This is a genomic window from Metabacillus dongyingensis, from assembly GCF_019933155.2.
GTDB lineage: Bacteria > Bacillota > Bacilli > Bacillales > Bacillaceae > Bacillus_P > Bacillus_P dongyingensis.
The window spans coordinates 873,199-889,844 of the sequence record NZ_CP082944.1 but is presented as its reverse complement, the minus strand read 5'-3'; the positions used below and the strand labels follow the sequence as shown (position 1 = coordinate 889,844).

Genomic DNA, 16,646 nt, shown 5'->3' with positions numbered 1-16,646 from the left:
TTTGTTTAATAAGCTAACGGTATACTCTTTTGTTTGGATGTTCAATCTAATAAAAAAAACCCGAGAATAAAATGACCCGAGTTTTTCAGCAGTTATCTGCAATTGTTTAATATCGATATATAAAAGCTGCTTATCTGTGTCTTTCAATATGCCTGAATGGCTTCTTCGAACAAAAATGTTTCTATATTTATTCAATTACCTTTTCTGGGTGATCTCAATTTCTTTCTTCGGTAATATCTAATAATAATAATCGACAGAAATAGAATACATCCAACCCCGATAAAAAACGGTCCAAATTTAGAAAGATACCCATTTACTGCATCAATGGAAGCGCCGAATTTATTGCCCATACAAAAAAAGAGAATGGCCCACAAAAAGGATGAACCATATGCCAGCAGAGCAAATTTCCAGAACTTTAATTTATTCATCCCTGCCAGGACTGGACCCAGATGCCGCAGCAGCGGGAAAAAATAGGTCATGCCCAGTGTATAATCGCCATGTCTTGCAAATAATTGCTGAAATTTGATAAATCTGCGCTGCGCTCTTTCTCTTCTGACTAAAAAAGACAGAGCCAGTTCCCCAAAGCTTTTCCCAACTAAAAACCAGAAGGTGAGTGCCGTCATGATCCCTAAATAGGATGAAAAAAAGGCAGGTACTGGGTGCAGAATCCCATGAGATGAAGCAAATCCGCCCATCATAACAATCACTTCATTCGGAAGAGGAATAAAAAAGGTTCCGGCAGAAAGCATCACAAACAAGGCAAGATAGCCATACTCCTCTATAAAAACAAGTATCTCCGAAATCTCCATTTTCTCACTGCCTTCATCTTTATGTATGTTCCATTATACTAAGATAAAAAGCTTTAGAATAGGAAGATGCCTTAGTCAATTTTACCTTCCTTTTTCAAGAGGGAAATGAACGTATTCACGATTTCTTGATCAAAATGGATTCCACTCCATTTCTTCAGTTCCCGCACCGCTTCGGCTGCACTAAGCGCACTCCGGTAAACACGATCCTGTGTCATCGCATCATATGTATCGCTTACTGTCACGATTTTTGATTCCAGCAGGATTTCTTCCGATTTCAGTCCGAAAGGATAGCCTGAACCATCTAATTTTTCATGATGCTGAAGAATGATGTCACTTACACCTTTCTGATGTTTTAAAATATCAGCTCCGTCTGCGGGATGCTTCTTAATGATAGAAAATTCCTCATCAGTCAGTTTGTCTGGTTTATTTAAGATATCAGTCCCTACATTAATTTTCCCGATATCATGAAGCAGCGATGCAACATAGAGATTCTCAAGCCTCTTCTTATCAAGCCCCATCTCTTTGGCAATCTTAATGGAATACTCTTGAACCCGCATGCTGTGATTATATGTGTAGCGATCTTTTTGTTCTACTTTTTGTACCATGCTTGTCCATTTCTCTATTTCGTCGCTTAAATCATCAAATGCCGGTTCTGTAATAAACCAAAGCAGTTCTAAATCGGTTAATGCTTTAAAAAAAATTGGTTTTTTCAAGTCCTGAACATAGAAATAATCTTTCTCCTTCAGTACTTTGCTTTCGTTATTCTCCTCAAAGAGAACTTCCCCTTTAATGATGTAATAAAATTCAAAGGAGTCTCTCTTTTCTCCTGGATAAATGTAGAACATGCGATCCTTCACTATGCTTTGAAAGAGAATTTCAGTTCCTTCATTTTTCAGCAGCAGACTTAATTCTGCCGACTCCTGTTTTACTTTATTGATGTAACTGCCCTTTTTAAAAATATGCAGCCCTTCCATATGATAGCCCCCCAAATTAGAAAAGGATTGCGGAACCTTGTTCTCTGTTTATGGTCCAACAACTTTCAGCGGATCCACCCAGACCTTTTTTCCGCCGAGCTCAACTAAAACCCATGTACATTCCACAGTTACGCCATTTTCAGCAGCTTTGCTGATGGTCTTAGCAGACATTTCATTTGTTACATCCACCAAGTTCTGAATTAAGTCACCAAGCTCTCTGTCGAACTCGTTCTGAAACTCTGCAAATTTTTCTTTTTCTTTCAGCAGCTTTTCTTCCAAATTCTCTATTCTCTTCTTCATTTTTTCATCATCTTTTGCATCCGGAAATTCTGAGGATAATTTTGTCAGTTCTGCCTGCAATTGCGCCATTTTCTCTTCCGTCTTGTTTTTATTATGTAAGTACTTGCTCTCAATCTTCTCTGCTTCTGCAACGGCTTTTACGATTAAAGAATCGATCTTCTCGTTTGTTTCCATTACCAGCTGAAGGATTTCTTCTTCGCTTAATCCTGTGTTTTCTTCAGCGAAAACGGCAGGAACTGCTGAATATACGGTAAAAAATAAAATGGCTAATACACACGCGATGATTTTTCTCATTTTTTATTCCTCCTTCATATTGGTTTTAACTGATTAATCGTAATTTTTTCACTATTCAATGTTATTATATATCAATACTGACAATATGTAGTAAAAAAGAACGAATTTTGTAAAAAAAGCAAGAATAATGTTTTGATAAGAATTTAAATAACCCAATAAAAAAACGATGCAGCTTGTGCTGCATCGCTTTCTCCCTCTGCATTTAATCAAAATTACCGGCACTCTCCACGATTTCTCCCTGAAAAATCGTTTTAATCTTTTCCCGGTTTTTCTTGGAGACGAGAATATATAAGGTATCACCTGAAAAAATATTTGTATCTCCTCTCGGAGTGTGAAGTTTTTCATCTCTTATAACAGCCGTTATTAAAGCATCATTCGGCAGCTCAATGTCTTTTAATTCTTTTCCTGAAACACTGGCGCCTTCCCCAACCTCAAGCTCAATCATTTCATTATTAGTTTTGCCGATCGAGATTAATTCAAGGGTATGATTCAATGAATTTTTCTTGCTTTCTGACAGGTTCAGCTTATTGGCAAGAGGTGTTATCGTCGCACCCTGAAGCAATGCCGAAGTCAGGACAACGAAGAAAACGACATTAAAGATCAGCTGACTGTTCTCAAGTCCAGCAAGCATCGGATAAGTAGCCAAAACGATCGGAACAGCTCCTCTTAATCCCGCCCAGGAAATAAACAGTTTTTCCTTTATAGAAAACTTTGAAACAAACATGCTGATAAAGACTCCTATTGGACGCGCCACTATCATTAAGATCACTGACAGCAGCAAACCTTCCCAAACGATGCCCAAAAGCTGATTCGGGAACACCAGCAAGCCAAGTAATATAAACATTAAAATTTGCATCATCCAAGCAAAGCCTTCATTAAAACGAATGATGGAATGCCGGAAGGTTAAATCTGAATTTCCGACTATGACAGCCATGACATAAACAGCAAGGAGTCCGCTTGCATGTGCGAACGTGGTTAAGCTGTATGTTAAAATGGCAAATGCAAGCGATAAAACGGGATAAAGTCCAGATGAATCCAAATTTATTTTGTTAATGGTCCACACTGCAAGCTTTCCGAAGAGCAAACCTGCTGCAAGACCAAAACCCATCTCCCAGAAGAACCTTAAGACAAGTTCAATAATACTCGTATCTGGCTGCCCAATCAGATGAATGATCGTTACTGTCAGAAATACGGCCATTGGATCATTCGTACCAGATTCAGCCTCCAGAGTAGACGTCAACTTCTTTCTGATGTTTTTGTTGCCGAGAACAGCAAACACTGCTGCTGCATCAGTTGATCCGACGATTGCCCCAAACAATAACCCCTCAAGCCAGGTTAAATCGAGAATAAATTTTGCAAATAAGCCGATTATGATCGTCGTAATAAAAACGCCGATTGTAGCAAGCATGGATGATGGCACAAGAATTCTTCTGACATCCACCCATTTTGTCTGCAATCCCCCGTCAAAAATAATAATCACCAGGGCAATAATTCCAAATAACTGGGCAAGCTTTGCATTATCAAAATAAATATAATTGCTGAGCACCATACCGACAACAATAAAAAAAACGAGTGAAGGCAAACCAAGCCGAGAGGAAAACTTTGCAGTCAAAACACCGATTGTTAAAAGAACAGCTAAAATTAATATGATATTATCAACAGAAAACGACAATACTGCATCACCTCATAGTTTCATTTTACACAACGTTTTGAAGAGAATTAATAGAGGAATAAGTCTATTTTATCGCAACATTCAGCTTATCGTCTAGAAATTGGCCTAAGGAAAAAGATTTTCCTAATGAAAGTCCCTGGATGTTTCTTCCTCCTATATAATAGATTACTTATGACATCTTTTATCCAAACAGAGTTCAATGAACAATGATGTCACCTATGTTCAAAGCATAAACACCGCCCTCTGAAACCTATCTTTTATGATAGGTTTTTCTATTTCACAAATTTGACTAAGATTCTTACAGGACTTTCCAAATTCATCAAGAAGTTATCCTTATAAATGAACAATAGGGGGTCTTTTTTTGAAGAAAAACAATGAGGATTTATCAAACAGAGATTTAATGAGTTCTATTTATAAGGATTTTGAAAAAAAAGGCGGTGCTGAAAAACTGCCGGGCATGGGTAAGCCACTTCCAAAAAGCGCTCTTGAGGGGGATATCTTCACGAAAATTGTCAAAAATGCAAACTACCTCCCTGCATGGATTAGAATGCAGAAAGAAATTAAGCAGCGCATAGAAAAATTGATGAAACTCACTGATGATGAAAAACGTATAACAGAAGCTGAACAAATTAATAAAGAAATTATGAAATATAACCGCTCTTGTCCTCCAGCCCTGCAAAAAAACTTACTATCCCTTAATGAGCTTGAAAAGCATTACAAACTATGGGAATGACAGAATGGCATGGCGCAGCCTGCTGCATTTATCCCTGTAACCGAGTTAGTGAGACTGGGCTATGGAATGATATAATGAAAACAATTTGTTTCACCTTTCCCCCTTATGGGAAAAGCTACATATGGCAAATCTCCGCAAACTCATGGAAGTGAGAAATACATCAAAAGGTGGTGCATATCATTTGCCGAAGGACCGCATTTTTAAAATTGGTTATGGAATCATTATCTTTTTAACGATTATTCTGCTGTCGACTAAAGTAGATTTCATTTTCAGACCGCTTGAAATCATATTCACGACCTTATTTTTCCCGTTTTTGGTTTCAGGAATCATCTTTTATTTACTTCGCCCGATCGTGCGATTTTTAGGAAGAAAAGGCGTTCCGAATACCATCTCGATCATCATTATTTATCTGCTCGTTATTGGCCTTGGAACATTAGTAATCTTCTTGATCGGACCGGTTATTCAGAAACAATTTCAAGAACTGATCAATAACTTTCCTCAGATTGTGCAAACCCTGCAGGATAAACTTCTTGCTCTAAGAGAAAATAAATGGTTTGCCCGGTTTGAACAGAATGATATTTTGACTTTCGAAAAGATGACAGCTTCTGTTACAGACTATTTCCAGTCGAATGTAAGCAATATCGGCAGCAGCGTTTCTAATTTCATTGGCATTCTGACAAGCATTGCAACAATTTTTGTTACGGTGCCGTTTATTGTTTTTTATTTGCTGAAAGATGGTGAATATGCTCCAAAACAAGTTTTGCGCTTTTTGCCTTATACAAAAGCAAACGAAGCGAAGCTCATTTTAAAGGATATGGATCATGCCCTAAGCTCGTACATTCAGGGACAGGCTCTTGTCAGTCTTGTCGTTGGTGTAATGATGTACATAGGTTACTTAATTATTGGACTTGATTATTCCATTCTGCTTGCGATGTTTGCGATGCTGACAAACGTCATTCCTTTCCTTGGACCGTTTATAGCAGTAATTCCTGCTGTAATAGTAGGCTTCCTGGATTCACCGTTTATGGTTGTACAAGTACTTATAGTCGTTATTGTTGTTCAGCAAATCGACGGCAATATTTCTTCACCGCTGATTATGGGCAAAAGACTTGATATTCACCCTTTAACTATCATCCTGCTCCTGATTGTTGCGGGAAGCATGGGAGGATTGCTTGGAATGCTGCTTGCCGTTCCGACCTACGCCATATTGAAGGTCATATGCAGCCATTCTTACAGACTTTACCTTCTCAGGAAAGAGCGGCTCGATCCAATCCGGAACACGAATGCGGACATTGAAATTGAGTAATTTCAGCAGGTTTGAAGGATAGTAACAATAGAAAAATAATCATGATTTGGCAGGTGTGCATATGACGTTTTTTCAGCTTCTTAAAAAGGGAAATAAATCTTCAGGCATTGCAGCTCTCGGGAATACGGCATTAACGATTATTAAAGGAATCGCTGCTTTTATAAGCGGGAATGGAACCATGTTTGCCACCACTTTGCATTCAGCAGCGGATGCCATTAATCAGGGGTTTGTTTTTATCGGAAGTGCTCTTGCTGAAAAAGCTCCGACAAAACGATTTCCAACCGGCTTCGGCCGTGTAGTGAATCTCTTCGTTTTGATTGCGGTTATCGTAATTTCCATTATGGCATACGAAACGCTCCATAAAGGCTGGGAACTGATTCAGCACCCTAAAGCAACCACAAATATCCTGTTAAATGCGGGAATCCTTGTTATCGCTGTTATAATTGACGGTCTCATTCTTATTAAAGCAATGAAAGAAATTGCACATGAGACAAGAACAGAAGCAAAAGGATTTGGCGTTGCAGCAAATGCATTTAAACATGTAAGTCTTGCTTCGCCTCCAACAAGACTTGTTTTCTACGAAGACATTATTGCTACATTTGGTGCATTATTGGCCCTTGTATCAATCGTAGTGTCTTATTTCACCGGTTTTTACGTTTTAGATGGTGTAGGTACGATGATGATTGGAGTATTGCTGATAGGCATTGCCATTAAAATCGGTTATGAAAATACAATTGGATTAATCGGAGTTGCTGCCCCTAAAGATGTAGAGGACCGAATTGCAGAAATGATTCTATCTGATCCTGACGTTGAAGACATTAAAAATCTCCGTATTCTTCAGGAGGGGCGCAAATACCATGTTGAAAGCTATATGGAACTAAAACCCGGGTTATCTCTAGCTGTTGCAGATGATATTAAAATCAGGGTGAAGGATCACTTATATACCGATCCTGATATTGCAGATGTCACTCTTGGCATTTTCGAATCAGACGGAGTGAAAACATGGGGAATGAATGAAACTGAATAAAAGGTTAGACAAAATGGACCATTTTTAAATGGTCTTTTTTGTTTGTCATTTTTTCTAAATAAGCGTTTCAAATTGGATACTAAAGGGGATAGTTCAAATGTTTTCCAAATATAAATTAGGGGTTATGGAAAAAAAGTGAAACTTTATTTAGTTTTAATCGTTTAAGAAAGTGTACACCTTGATTCACCAAATTGGAGAGGAGCTCGTTAATTTTGAAAAAATCAGGATGGATTATCAGTTTATTGATTGCATTGCTTTTAGCCGGATGCGGTCAAAGCACCGCTACTACAGAAAAAGAAGATAAAGCGGCAGAGACTGCTGAAACCGAAGCTGAAACCAAAGAAACAAGTGAAACTGACAAAAATGCAACATCTCAAGAAGTATTGGCTGCTGCCAGTGAAAAATCTGCTGAGCTTAAAAACTTCGCTATGGACGGCACACTGAAAATGATTATGACAACTGAAGAAGGAACGATGGAAACAAATGCAGACATGCAGACAAAAACAAATGTAGAGCCACTTTTCATGCAGCAAACGATGCAAATGGAAGCTGAAGGACAAACAAATACAATTGAAATGTATATGGATAAGGAATTCATTTACATAAAAGATGTACAGTCAGGCGGATGGGTTAAAATGAAACAGGCCGGACCAGGCATGGGTGAAATGATGAATCAGCAGAAAACGATGACTCCTGCTGAGCAAATCAAACAGCTGGAACAAATGGCAGATGATATCCAGATGGAAGAAACCGAAGGTGAATATATACTTAATGTTAAAGGCAATGGTGAAAAACTGATGAGTCTTACAGGGAATATGATGGGCTCTGATCCTGCAATGCAGGCAGCATTGGAGCAAATGGACATAGAACAAATTGATTATACGTACACACTGGACAAAGAAACTTATTTCCCCAAATCACTAAAAATGGACATTAAAATGTTTATCACTGAAAATGAACAGAAGATCGAGATGCAGCAAACGATCACATCTGAATTCTCTGAAATGAATGAGCTTAAGAACTTCTCTATTCCTGAAGAAGTGTTAAATGAAGCAGTTGAGGTTGATCCTGCTGCCTAGAAAAGCGGAACCGCCCGTTTAGCTTCGACAGACAGATAAGGATCCGGCAGAAAAGGCGCTTTTTGCCTTTACTGACGGAGCCGTTCTGGCCGAGGGGTTGGGCAGGTTAGCCCATATCTATATTTTTAATGAAAAAGGAGATCTCTTAGTGAAGATCTCCTTTTTACTTACCAGCCCATTCTTTTTCTAAGGCTCTCAATATGAGCAATATGATGATTCCCATGCCACGCATAAACACCCAGTGTTTCAGCCAATGTAGCGGAGGTTTTATTCGCAGGGTGATAAAATGTCCTGTTTAAATCAGATTCAGAGAGAGACGATGCAAGCATGACCAAGCGTTTATGCAAATGTTCAAGCAATACGAGCGACACCTCAATTTCCCCATGCTTTGAATCTGATAATTCTGCCCATGCCTTTTCCTCATATGGACGAATAACCGGGTTCTCTTCTGTTAAGGCAAGTTTTATTCTTATATAGGCATTCATATGACTGTCTGCCAAATGATGAACTACCTGGCGCACACTCCACCCTCCTTCGCGATAGGGCGTATCCAGCTGTGAATCTGATAAATCCAAAACGGCTGTTTTTAATCTTGAGGGCGCTGCAGCCAGTTCATCTAGCCAGCCTTTCAAATGGATTGTTTCTATTTTTTCAGGTGCATAAAAAAGACCAATAGGATACTTTAAATCTTGCATTTTATCATCCCTCTCCAACTATTCTCTCTTCTTTTATTATCCAAGTTTTTGAATGAGAACTCCCCCGGCAGCCCCTGCAAGAACCACTAGCCAAGGCGGGAGCTTCCAGTAGACAAGAAGTGCAAATGCTATTAAAGCGAGGGCAAAATCGCTGGACGTTTTGATTGCACTTGTCCATACCGGATTGTAAAGAGCTGCAAGCAGAATACCGACAACAGCCGCATTCACTCCCATTAATGCGGCTTGTACGCTGCTTTTTTCTCTTAGCGTATTCCAAAAAGGGAGCATAGCAACGACGAGCAGAAACGACGGCAAAAACATTGCTGCTGTTGCAGCAATTGCACCTGATACACCATTGATCGATGCACCCAGATAACTTGCAAAAGTAAACAGCGGTCCCGGTACTGCCTGTGCAGCTCCATAACCGGCAAGGAAGATCTCTTCACTTACCCATCCTTGCGGCACGACTTCCCGTTCAATCATCGGGAGCACGACATGTCCCCCGCCAAATACGATTGAACCAACACGGTAAAAGGTATCAAACATAGCCGTCCATATAGAGGGAAACACTTGCCTGATCACCGGAAGAAGAATCAGCAGCCCCAAAAATAAAACCCAGGCTATGATACCTGTTTTTCTGCTTATGGATAGATTCAACTTTTCTGCCTTTGAAACCTCTTTATTTTTGTATATCAAATATCCAGCAGCACCTGCAATTAATATAATAGCGATTTGCCCAATGGCGGTTGGAAAGAAAAGGGCACAAACAGCAGCAATAATGGCCATTGTAATTCTCGGCCTGTCCGGAGTCAGATTTTTCCCCATGCCCAAAATGGCCTGCGCAACAACTGCCACAGCCACAACCTTCAGACCATCGATCCATCCTGCGTCTTCCGCCTGAAAGCCTTTTACAAAATAAGCAAATAAGATGAGGGCAATGACAGAAGGAATTGTAAATCCAAACCATGATAAAAATCCTCCTGCCAAGCCGCCCCGGACTATGCCAATTGAGATTCCGACCTGACTGCTCGCCGGACCCGGAAGGAACTGGCACAAGGCCACTAAATCAGCATAGCCCCGTTCGTCAAGCCACTTCCTCTTCTTTACATATTCATCTCTGAAATAACCTAAATGTGCAACAGGACCGCCAAATGACGTCAGCCCAAGCTTAGTAGACACAAGAAGGATTTCAAGCCACGTTCTAAACATATTTTCACCATTCCTCCTTTAAGACTTCTCTGGCAAGCTCTCTCAGCATCTCTTTTGATTTTTCCAATGCCTTCTCCCCTTCTTTTGTTATGCTGTAATACTTGCGGATCCGCCCCTTTTCTTTTTTATCTTCCCTAGTAAGGAATCCTGCTTTCTCAAGGTTGTGCAGATACGGGTATAGTGTGCCCGGTCCAATTTCATAGCCGTGGCTGCGCAATTCCTCAATCATGAATGAGCCGTAAATCGGCTCGATTTTCGCATGATACAGAATGTGAATTTTAATGGCTCCAAGAATGAATTCACGCAATTATAAGAAGCGCCTCCTTAATATCGGATTTCGATATTGCTTAGCAATAATGTAACAAATAATTATTAATTTTATGTAAAGATTGAATGATAAAAAGGTTAACCGCAATAATCCTCTTTTTATCTTTTTTAAGAATACAAAAGAGACCAGAGCATCGGCCCTGGCCTCCTAGTGGTGACTATGATCATCTTCTGCATTTTTTGTCTTTTCAGCTTCTTTTGCTTTTTCAGCCTTTTCTTTAGGAAATTCCCCTACGGTAAATTCTTTTTTAGGCATAACGTGCATGTCACGGGCGGTCACATGTGTTTGAACAAAATAGATGCCATCTTCGCTGAACGTTTTCTTGATTTCATAGATGCCTTTGCCTTTATGTACCGCTTTGATCATTTCGCTATCTTCTTTACTTTCAGCTTTCCATATTTCGAATTCCACGCCGGAAGCATCATCTACAGCATCTTCGCCTTGTGTTACAGCGACAGAGAGCGTTTCTTCTTTATTTTTGCTGATTTCAGAAGGCAGTCTTATATCAGCGTTAACCATTAAAGAACCTTCAGCTGAGTTATCACCTGAGTCCATCGTGCAGGCCGAGGCAAGCATTAAACCGGCTATTAAAAATAAAGCTGCTAGTATTCGATTCATTTCATTTTTCCTCTCCTATTAAGAAGCAGTCTATACACGATAACTATTGTAACCGCTTTATCCTATAACAGTCAAAAAGCTTCTTTCCAAAGTCTGACGAAGACTGCACCCTTTCAGGAATCAGCTTCCAAAGAAAAGCTCCATTCCATTCAGCTGCTTACAGCTTAACGAAATGGAGCATTCCTTAACGACAAAAATAGAAGGAATAAAACTTAAAGTAAAAAAATATAAAATTTCTTCCTCAAAACGAACCATCCTAAATGGATCTTCAATTCAAGTTAAATCTCTTTTTAAAATTCAAATCTAATTCAAATAAATTGTATTCATCTGTTAAAAATCTATAATCGATATATGTTTTTTCTTTGTTTGGCATTTTATCGACAAATGGGGAATAAGTACGGAAAAACAATTTGTTTTTCTTTTCATCAAATTCTACAAGTCTTAGCCAGCCATTTCCCCCTCGATAATTTGATTGGTAATTGACTAGCATTTGAATGACATCGTTCCCTGATGCGTTTTGTTTAACGTGGTGAGCGATTCCAAAATAATGTCCATTTACCGTCATGAACACTTGATTGTAATCATTTACAAGTTCATCCCAAATCAGTCGGCCGTTAGACGACTCAGCGACAACAGTTTTATTCTTTTGAATCTCAGGATAAATAATATCATGAGAAGCGATAATAGTCGGTTTATCTTTATGACGATTTAAAACATCTTTTGACCATTCAATGTCTGTTTGAAGATTTTCCATATCAACTATTAATAATAAGTATTCATAACTTCCTGCTTCAACTATTGCATAAGAGCCATATCCGGAAGGAGAAGATCCCTTATAGTATTCTTTATTCTCAAAACGCTGCGGTCCGTAATGGATTAAGAACGGATCTCCTTCGGCATAGTCATGATTCCCAGCTGCAATCATATAAGGAATATCTTTTTTATCTAAATACGAAATGGCTTCAAGGGAATTCTGCCATTGCTTTTCTGAATTACTATCGACAATGTCACCAACAAATGTATTCATTACTATATTGTTCTTCTTAGTGCTTTTAGCAATCCAATTCATTTGGCTATAAAAAATCTCTGGATTTTGGCTTGAATATTTTTGTGTATCTGGGACAAAAAGAAAATTATAATTGTTTTTGTTTGTTAAAAATGGAATTCTATCGTTAGTTCCTTCGAATGGTTCATCGTCTTCAGCACCTTGCACAAGCCATTCTTCTTCGGTTAAAGCCTCATTAGCAATTCGTATTTCTTGGATGTTGCCTGCAAATAGTGCATCTAATTCATTTCCCCACTCAGATGCACCAATGTTCCAGCCTTTACCTTCTAAAGCTGCAATTCCTGCGACTTGTTCTGATTTTCCGTAATCGCTAACGCCATTAACAGTTAATGTCGTTGTTTGGCCGTCATTAACAACTGCTAAATGATACCACTCATCAGTATTTAATGAACGAGACCAGTTGCTTACATTATAGTCTAGATTAGATGGATGGCTTGTCCATTGAATTTCTTTGTCACTTGATACAGATAATGTAGTAAGTATTTCTTTCTCGCCTTCCATTTTATTAAGGTCAGCAGCTTGCCCTTGTCTTGTTAATATCCCCATCCAGCTATGTAAACTGCTATTAAAATCACTCGGCAGTTTGAAAATTGCTTCGAAGGTAAATCCATTATCAAAGTTTTCCTTATTGATTTGTGCATCTTTGATTGTTCTTAAATATCTTCCTGCAGGAGCATTCTTATAATTAGAAAATTGTAAAGTATCTACACTTTTTTGATTATAATAATCTTCTTCTGACCATTTAATCATATTTTCTAATTCTGTTGAAGCTGGGTCTCCAATCGTTACTAGCTCTAAATCATTCCCGTTTTCACTTGCGTCTTCAATAATCAAATTCCCGCTTTCAATCGTACCTCTTTTTACATGTTGTTTCGAAAATTTCCAATCCGCCACAATGCTGTCAGATTCTTTTTGTACAGCCAACCTAGAAGCCTCTGCAGGATAAGCAAAGATTGAAACCATCATACATACGAGTGATAAGGCCATTATAATAGTTTTCATTCGCATAAATTGTTTCTCCTTTTTGATATGATAAAAATAGGATATAAGTTAATAATTTACTTCATTTAGGAAGTAAGTAAATTTTATGTAAATCACTCATTTTATTAATCTCTAGAATAAAATGCTAAAAGAGCAATTGATCAGATCGTGATCATGCTCTTCAGAAATTTCCTTATATTTTTATCTGCCGCCTATGGTTTTTCGTGTGAAAGATACTGGATCTATTATGACTCACTGCATACTTATTCGTTTGCACAGAAAGTAATTTCTGCTCCAGATTAAATAACTCCAAATTCTGGAGCATTTTATGGACTTCATTTGATCACTAGATTGTTCTTCAGAAATAATAGTCATTAAGTGCTTACAATAAATTATTATTTATTCATCCTGGGATGTGACGAATTGCATGATCCTTTGATTTTTCTGCATCAAATGACCGATTGATAGAGAGTTCATCAATTGAAATCGAAGGTGATTTCTGTTGGGCAATTTCAGACAATACTTGCCCAACAGCTGGGGAAATTGTAAATCCATGTCCGCTAAATCCAGCTGCCAATAAATACCCTGTAATTTCAGGGATTGGACCTAAAATTGGAATATCATCAATGCAGTGAGCTTCTGCACCGTAGTATGTAAAATCTACTTCATAATCTTTAATGGCTGGAATAATGGATAAAACAGTATTACGCTGCTCTTTAAGACTTTCTTCATTGAATAGACCAGTGTATTTGTTTGTTCCAGGCTTAGCAGCATAACCTCCACCTGCTCTTATTCGTCCATCAACCGTTTGCTTTAGGGATATTTTCGTCCCTTTTGCACTAATCGTGGGACCCGGCAATAGTAAAGGAGCAGCAAATGTTGCAGACATCTGATGACAGAAAGGCTTTATTTGTGGAAGGGAGAGTCCTAAAGTCTCATGCAATTTAGGCGCCCATACTCCGGCTGCATTAATGACCATATTACATGGCATAAAGCCAGAACTTGTGTATACACCTGTAACTGCATGATTCTGTTTTGCTATCGAGTGTACTTCAATGCCAGTTATTATTTCTGCGCCTAAACGCCGTGCTGCTGATGAATACGCAATTGTCGTAAGTAATGCATTTGCTTGACCGCCGCTTGAATAAAAGATCCCTTTTGAAATTAAAGGTGAGATGAATGGGATTAACTCTTTTAAACCGTCCTGATCGACAATTCGAGAGACAATCCCATTTTTTCGATCTTCCTTTACCTGATTAAAGAGATCTTCCATATTATAGCGATGATCAAATAACATGATTTGACCTGCCGGCAAATACTCTAAATCAGCTTCAAGCTCTTCTTCAAGTGATTCCCACCTAAGGATACTCGCTTTTGCCAATGATAATTCTCTTGGATCACGATTGTTTAATCTAATTCCACCTGCAGATGCCCTTGATGCAGCGCCTTGATTAGCGATGCTCCCCTTTTCCAATTGCTTAACTCTTACACCATCACGTGCTAAGTGATAAGTAATAGAAGAGCCAATGACACCACCGCCTATAACGATTACTTCTGTCTCCATTTACCCAGCACCTTTCATATAATAGTAGACCGGTTTATAACCAAATAGCCCATGCAGAAACATAGATAAATGCTTTGACGGCAGCAAGAGTATTAGCAGCAATCATAAGAACTAAAACCTGATAAGGTTTATATTTGGTTAAGGTATTATTCTATAAATTCTAATCACTAAACGAGTAGTGCCTGGTCCTTTACTCTTCGGCGAAACTCTTTCCGTTAGAATAATAAGCAGACTCTAAAAATGCAGTAAATGCAACTTCTGCTTCTGGAATACCAAGAGAATGAACATTTCTTGTAACAGCTTTGGCAAATTGATCCTGGATGTCTTGGCCGCGTTCAAACCATTTTACCTCAATAAAAGGATATCCCGGCACTTCATTTTGATCGAATACGAAAGTAGATTGTACTATTTCTAGAGTAAAGTTATCAGTCCCGCAAGCACAGATTTCAGCTAGCTCCTGTACTAATGGTTTACTTATCGTTTTGACCTGTTCAACTGAAATCCCTCTGAAAATTAAGTGGGGCATTTATATTCCTCCAAATTAAGTGTTTTTAGCATAAACCTTTGTTTAATACATGTAATACTCTCACCCAAATCTGCTAACCGAATACCGATCAATCGGAATAGATGTTTCTCCATCCAAAATTAATTCAGTTATTAGCGTTCCAATTAGAGGAGATAGTGTTACACCGCTGTGTGTAGCTGCCACATATAGATTTTCAATTTCAGGCACTTTTCCAATAATCGGGAAACCATCCTCTGGCATGGCACGAATTCCTGAAAAGGCACGGACAACTTTTGCTTTTCTCAATGAAGGTACATAGTGAACAGCCATATTTGCTGTTTCCTGAATAACATCAAGAGTTGTTGAGCGGTCAAAGTCTGCCTCCTCCATTGAATACCCCATTAATACCTCACCATTATTAGCCTGTCTCAGCCCGCTTATCGTATAATTCAGGAATGGTTTTAGAGGTTCCGAAACAAGAATTTGCCCTCTTAATTGTTTCACCGGAATATTGATTCCAAGCATACTTCCCAGTTCCTTTGACCAAGTTCCGCCAGCGAGAATGAGGTTTTTACATACATAGGTTTCCTTGTCTGAAACAACAATAAATTTTTCTTCCTGCTTTTGTATGTCTATTACTTTGTTATAAGTAGAATAATTCACACCATTTTTCCTTGCAGCTCTCATATACATGTCTATCAACCGAAATGGATTGACGTTTCCGTCGATCGAACTATAAGTTGCTCCTGCGACCTCAGGATTGATAGAGGGCTCCTTCTCCAGTACTTCTTCTCTTGACAGCACTTTAATTTTAATGCCAATCTTCCGGTATGACTCTGCAAGCTGAAATGCTTTTTCCCGGTCTTTCTCATTGAAAAATGGAGATAGACCGCCTGTCCGTTTATATTCAACATCTCCAATTTTTTTAGATAAGTACGGATAGAGTTCAGCACTGTACATATTAAATTCAGCATACCAGGATGGGGTTTTATTATGTACCCACACCCAGGCTTGGGTGGATCCTGATGTTCCTGACATAGGATATTTCTTATCAAGAACTAGTACCCCTTCCTTATAGCGTTCAGAAAGGTGATAGGCAATTCCATTCCCAATGACTCCGCCACCAATAACAACTGTTTCGTAACGTGTTTCCATTTATCTCACCTTCCCGTCCTCTAATTCCACCTCATCTAAAACAGATTTCACTGCGGAAAACAATGTGCTGTCAGTCGCTAATGTTTCAAGTTTTATTGGGGATAGGGGCATCCGCATCCGAGGCAATGGAATCTCATGAAATGGCTTGCCTGTTTGTTCATGAATCACATTTGCAACAAGGTTTGTGCATATTTTCGCCTGACATGGACCCATGCCGCATCGTGTCAGTCTTTTAACATCATCAAAGGTTCTTGCTCCATGTCCAATGGTTTCCTCAACTTCCTCATAGCTTATTTCTTCACATCGACAAATGATTGTTGTTTTATCCAAC

At 38.8% G+C, this 16,646-nt stretch carries 17 protein-coding genes; 4 read left to right on the top strand and 13 right to left on the bottom strand.

The genetic code is table 11. From position 1 onward, the window contains the following. Nucleotides 1-191: 191 nt before the first annotated feature. The 4 genes from K8L98_RS04510 to K8L98_RS04495 form a co-directional block, all read right to left on the bottom strand. A complete protein-coding gene (locus K8L98_RS04510) occupies nt 192-809 on the bottom strand; it encodes a DedA family protein (protein ID WP_223440054.1) in 618 nt (205 codons plus the stop codon). Between the two features lie 71 nt (nt 810-880). Next, nucleotides 881-1,783: an HD-GYP domain-containing protein gene (locus tag K8L98_RS04505; protein ID WP_223440052.1), complete on the bottom strand. Its 903-nt coding sequence runs from the start codon at nt 1,781-1,783 to the stop codon at nt 881-883. Between the two features lie 48 nt (nt 1,784-1,831). After that, nucleotides 1,832-2,377: a hypothetical protein gene (locus K8L98_RS04500; RefSeq protein WP_223440050.1), complete on the bottom strand. Its 546-nt coding sequence runs from the start codon at nt 2,375-2,377 to the stop codon at nt 1,832-1,834. A 202-nt stretch (nt 2,378-2,579) separates the two neighbouring features. Continuing rightward, nucleotides 2,580-4,049 carry a potassium/proton antiporter gene (locus tag K8L98_RS04495; RefSeq protein ID WP_223440048.1) on the bottom strand — a complete coding sequence of 490 codons (1,470 nt, stop codon included), beginning with the start codon at nt 4,047-4,049 and terminating at the stop codon, nt 2,580-2,582. Nucleotides 4,050-4,410: 361 nt separating this feature from the next. Between K8L98_RS04495 and K8L98_RS04490 the strand changes: the two genes are divergently transcribed. The 4 genes from K8L98_RS04490 (at nt 4,411) to K8L98_RS04475 (ending at nt 8,194) form a co-directional block, all read left to right on the top strand. After that, nucleotides 4,411-4,782, top strand: a complete 372-nt coding sequence (locus tag K8L98_RS04490) for a DnaJ family domain-containing protein (protein WP_223440047.1) — start codon at nt 4,411-4,413, stop codon at nt 4,780-4,782. Nucleotides 4,783-4,903: 121 nt separating this feature from the next. Beyond that, nucleotides 4,904-6,088, top strand: a complete 1,185-nt coding sequence (locus K8L98_RS04485; protein ID WP_223440046.1) for an AI-2E family transporter — start codon at nt 4,904-4,906, stop codon at nt 6,086-6,088. A gap of 61 nt (nt 6,089-6,149) precedes the next feature. Continuing rightward, a complete protein-coding gene (locus tag K8L98_RS04480) occupies nt 6,150-7,115 on the top strand; it encodes a cation diffusion facilitator family transporter (RefSeq protein WP_223440045.1) in 966 nt (321 codons plus the stop codon). Between the two features lie 212 nt (nt 7,116-7,327). Continuing rightward, a complete protein-coding gene (locus K8L98_RS04475) occupies nt 7,328-8,194 on the top strand; it encodes a DUF6612 family protein (protein ID WP_223440044.1) in 867 nt (288 codons plus the stop codon). 167 nt (nt 8,195-8,361) lie between these two features. Here K8L98_RS04475 and K8L98_RS04470 read toward each other — a convergent pair whose 3' ends face one another. The 9 genes from K8L98_RS04470 to K8L98_RS04430 form a co-directional block, all read right to left on the bottom strand. Further along, complete coding sequence (locus tag K8L98_RS04470; RefSeq protein WP_223440043.1) at nt 8,362-8,889, bottom strand: YfiT family bacillithiol transferase; 528 nt, start codon at nt 8,887-8,889, stop codon at nt 8,362-8,364. 36 nt (nt 8,890-8,925) lie between these two features. After that, the gene (chrA, locus tag K8L98_RS04465; RefSeq protein WP_223440042.1) at nt 8,926-10,098 is read right to left on the bottom strand and encodes a chromate efflux transporter; all 1,173 of its coding nucleotides are present in this window, start codon (nt 10,096-10,098) and stop codon (nt 8,926-8,928) included. 4 nt (nt 10,099-10,102) lie between these two features. After that, nucleotides 10,103-10,405, bottom strand: a complete 303-nt coding sequence (locus K8L98_RS04460; protein WP_223440041.1) for a PadR family transcriptional regulator — start codon at nt 10,403-10,405, stop codon at nt 10,103-10,105. 168 nt (nt 10,406-10,573) lie between these two features. Next, nucleotides 10,574-11,044, bottom strand: a complete 471-nt coding sequence (locus K8L98_RS04455; RefSeq protein ID WP_223440040.1) for a FixH family protein — start codon at nt 11,042-11,044, stop codon at nt 10,574-10,576. 268 nt (nt 11,045-11,312) lie between these two features. Then, a complete protein-coding gene (locus K8L98_RS04450) occupies nt 11,313-13,118 on the bottom strand; it encodes a laminin G domain-containing metallophosphoesterase family protein (RefSeq protein WP_223440039.1) in 1,806 nt (601 codons plus the stop codon). Between the two features lie 376 nt (nt 13,119-13,494). Continuing rightward, a complete protein-coding gene (locus K8L98_RS04445; protein WP_223440038.1) occupies nt 13,495-14,655 on the bottom strand; it encodes an NAD(P)/FAD-dependent oxidoreductase in 1,161 nt (386 codons plus the stop codon). Between the two features lie 190 nt (nt 14,656-14,845). Then, on the bottom strand, nt 14,846-15,181 hold the full coding sequence (locus tag K8L98_RS04440; RefSeq protein ID WP_223440037.1) for a DUF1904 family protein: 336 nt from the start codon (nt 15,179-15,181) through the stop codon (nt 14,846-14,848). Nucleotides 15,182-15,241: 60 nt separating this feature from the next. Continuing rightward, the gene (locus tag K8L98_RS04435) at nt 15,242-16,315 is read right to left on the bottom strand and encodes an NAD(P)/FAD-dependent oxidoreductase (RefSeq protein WP_223440036.1); all 1,074 of its coding nucleotides are present in this window, start codon (nt 16,313-16,315) and stop codon (nt 15,242-15,244) included. Continuing rightward, nucleotides 16,316-16,645, bottom strand: a complete 330-nt coding sequence (locus tag K8L98_RS04430) for a (2Fe-2S)-binding protein (RefSeq protein WP_223440035.1) — start codon at nt 16,643-16,645, stop codon at nt 16,316-16,318. Nucleotide 16,646: the final 1 nt, after the last annotated feature.

Bases quoted from the DNA above. Each gene is read 5' to 3' on its own strand.
- K8L98_RS04510 (WP_223440054.1), bottom strand. From the start codon at position 809: ATGGAGATTTCGGAGATACTTGTTTTTATAGAGGAGTATGGCTATCTT.
- K8L98_RS04505 (WP_223440052.1), bottom strand. From the start codon at position 1,783: ATGGAAGGGCTGCATATTTTTAAAAAGGGCAGTTACATCAATAAAGTA.
- K8L98_RS04500 (WP_223440050.1), bottom strand. From the start codon at position 2,377: ATGAGAAAAATCATCGCGTGTGTATTAGCCATTTTATTTTTTACCGTA.
- K8L98_RS04485 (WP_223440046.1), top strand. From the start codon at position 4,904: ATGGCAAATCTCCGCAAACTCATGGAAGTGAGAAATACATCAAAAGGT.
- K8L98_RS04480 (WP_223440045.1), top strand. From the start codon at position 6,150: ATGACGTTTTTTCAGCTTCTTAAAAAGGGAAATAAATCTTCAGGCATT.
- K8L98_RS04470 (WP_223440043.1), bottom strand. From the start codon at position 8,889: ATGCAAGATTTAAAGTATCCTATTGGTCTTTTTTATGCACCTGAAAAA.
- chrA (WP_223440042.1), bottom strand. From the start codon at position 10,098: ATGTTTAGAACGTGGCTTGAAATCCTTCTTGTGTCTACTAAGCTTGGG.
- K8L98_RS04455 (WP_223440040.1), bottom strand. From the start codon at position 11,044: ATGAATCGAATACTAGCAGCTTTATTTTTAATAGCCGGTTTAATGCTT.
- K8L98_RS04450 (WP_223440039.1), bottom strand. From the start codon at position 13,118: ATGCGAATGAAAACTATTATAATGGCCTTATCACTCGTATGTATGATG.
- K8L98_RS04445 (WP_223440038.1), bottom strand. From the start codon at position 14,655: ATGGAGACAGAAGTAATCGTTATAGGCGGTGGTGTCATTGGCTCTTCT.
- K8L98_RS04440 (WP_223440037.1), bottom strand. From the start codon at position 15,181: ATGCCCCACTTAATTTTCAGAGGGATTTCAGTTGAACAGGTCAAAACG.
- K8L98_RS04435 (WP_223440036.1), bottom strand. From the start codon at position 16,315: ATGGAAACACGTTACGAAACAGTTGTTATTGGTGGCGGAGTCATTGGG.